Genomic DNA, 660 nt, shown 5'->3' on the forward strand with positions numbered 1-660 from the left:
ATTTATCATGTTTATTCCTTCACTTTGCTCTTTGATTGATTCACTCATCTCATTTATTGATTGAGCTAATACATTTGTATTTGCTTCTATCTCACCTAGAGATTTTTGAGTTCTTTCAGCTAGTTTTCTTACTTCATCAGCAACAACTGCAAATCCTCTACCATGCTCTCCAGCTCTTGCTGCTTCTATTGCAGCATTAAGTGCTAGAAGGTTTGTTTGATCTGCTATATCTCTAATGATAGTTATGATGTTTTTAATTTCATCACTTTGTCTTATAACATCAGCTGTCTTTTGAGAGATGGCATTCATTGAGCTTGACATTTGCTCTACTGCTGCTGCAGATTCTTGTAAGCTATTTGCTTGAGTGTTTGCTGAGCTTGCTACTTTTGATACTGAGCTAGCTAGAAGTTTAGCTTTTTCTTCTAGTACTTGAGCTTGGTTTAGATTGTCATTTAGCATTTTAGATATCTCTATGCCTAGAGAGTTTATACCACTTGCTATCTTACCATCATCATCAAGTCTTTTTGTAAAGTCTTGGTTTTTATAAGTGTTTAGTAGATCAAGTACATCTTTACCATTACTTGAGATTGCATTTTTAAGAGCAAGTTGTAGATCTTTAAATGTGCTTTTTAGTTGATTTAGAGCTGGGTTATTAGTATC

At 34.1% G+C, this 660-nt stretch carries 1 protein-coding gene; it reads right to left on the reverse strand.

The annotated features are described in order from the left end of the window. A partial coding sequence (locus tag CYP77_RS10130) for a methyl-accepting chemotaxis protein (protein WP_258033421.1) occupies nt 1-660 on the reverse strand: 660 nt, incomplete at both ends.

This window comes from Campylobacter concisus (genome assembly GCF_002913865.1).
Lineage (GTDB): Bacteria > Campylobacterota > Campylobacteria > Campylobacterales > Campylobacteraceae > Campylobacter_A > Campylobacter_A concisus_AM.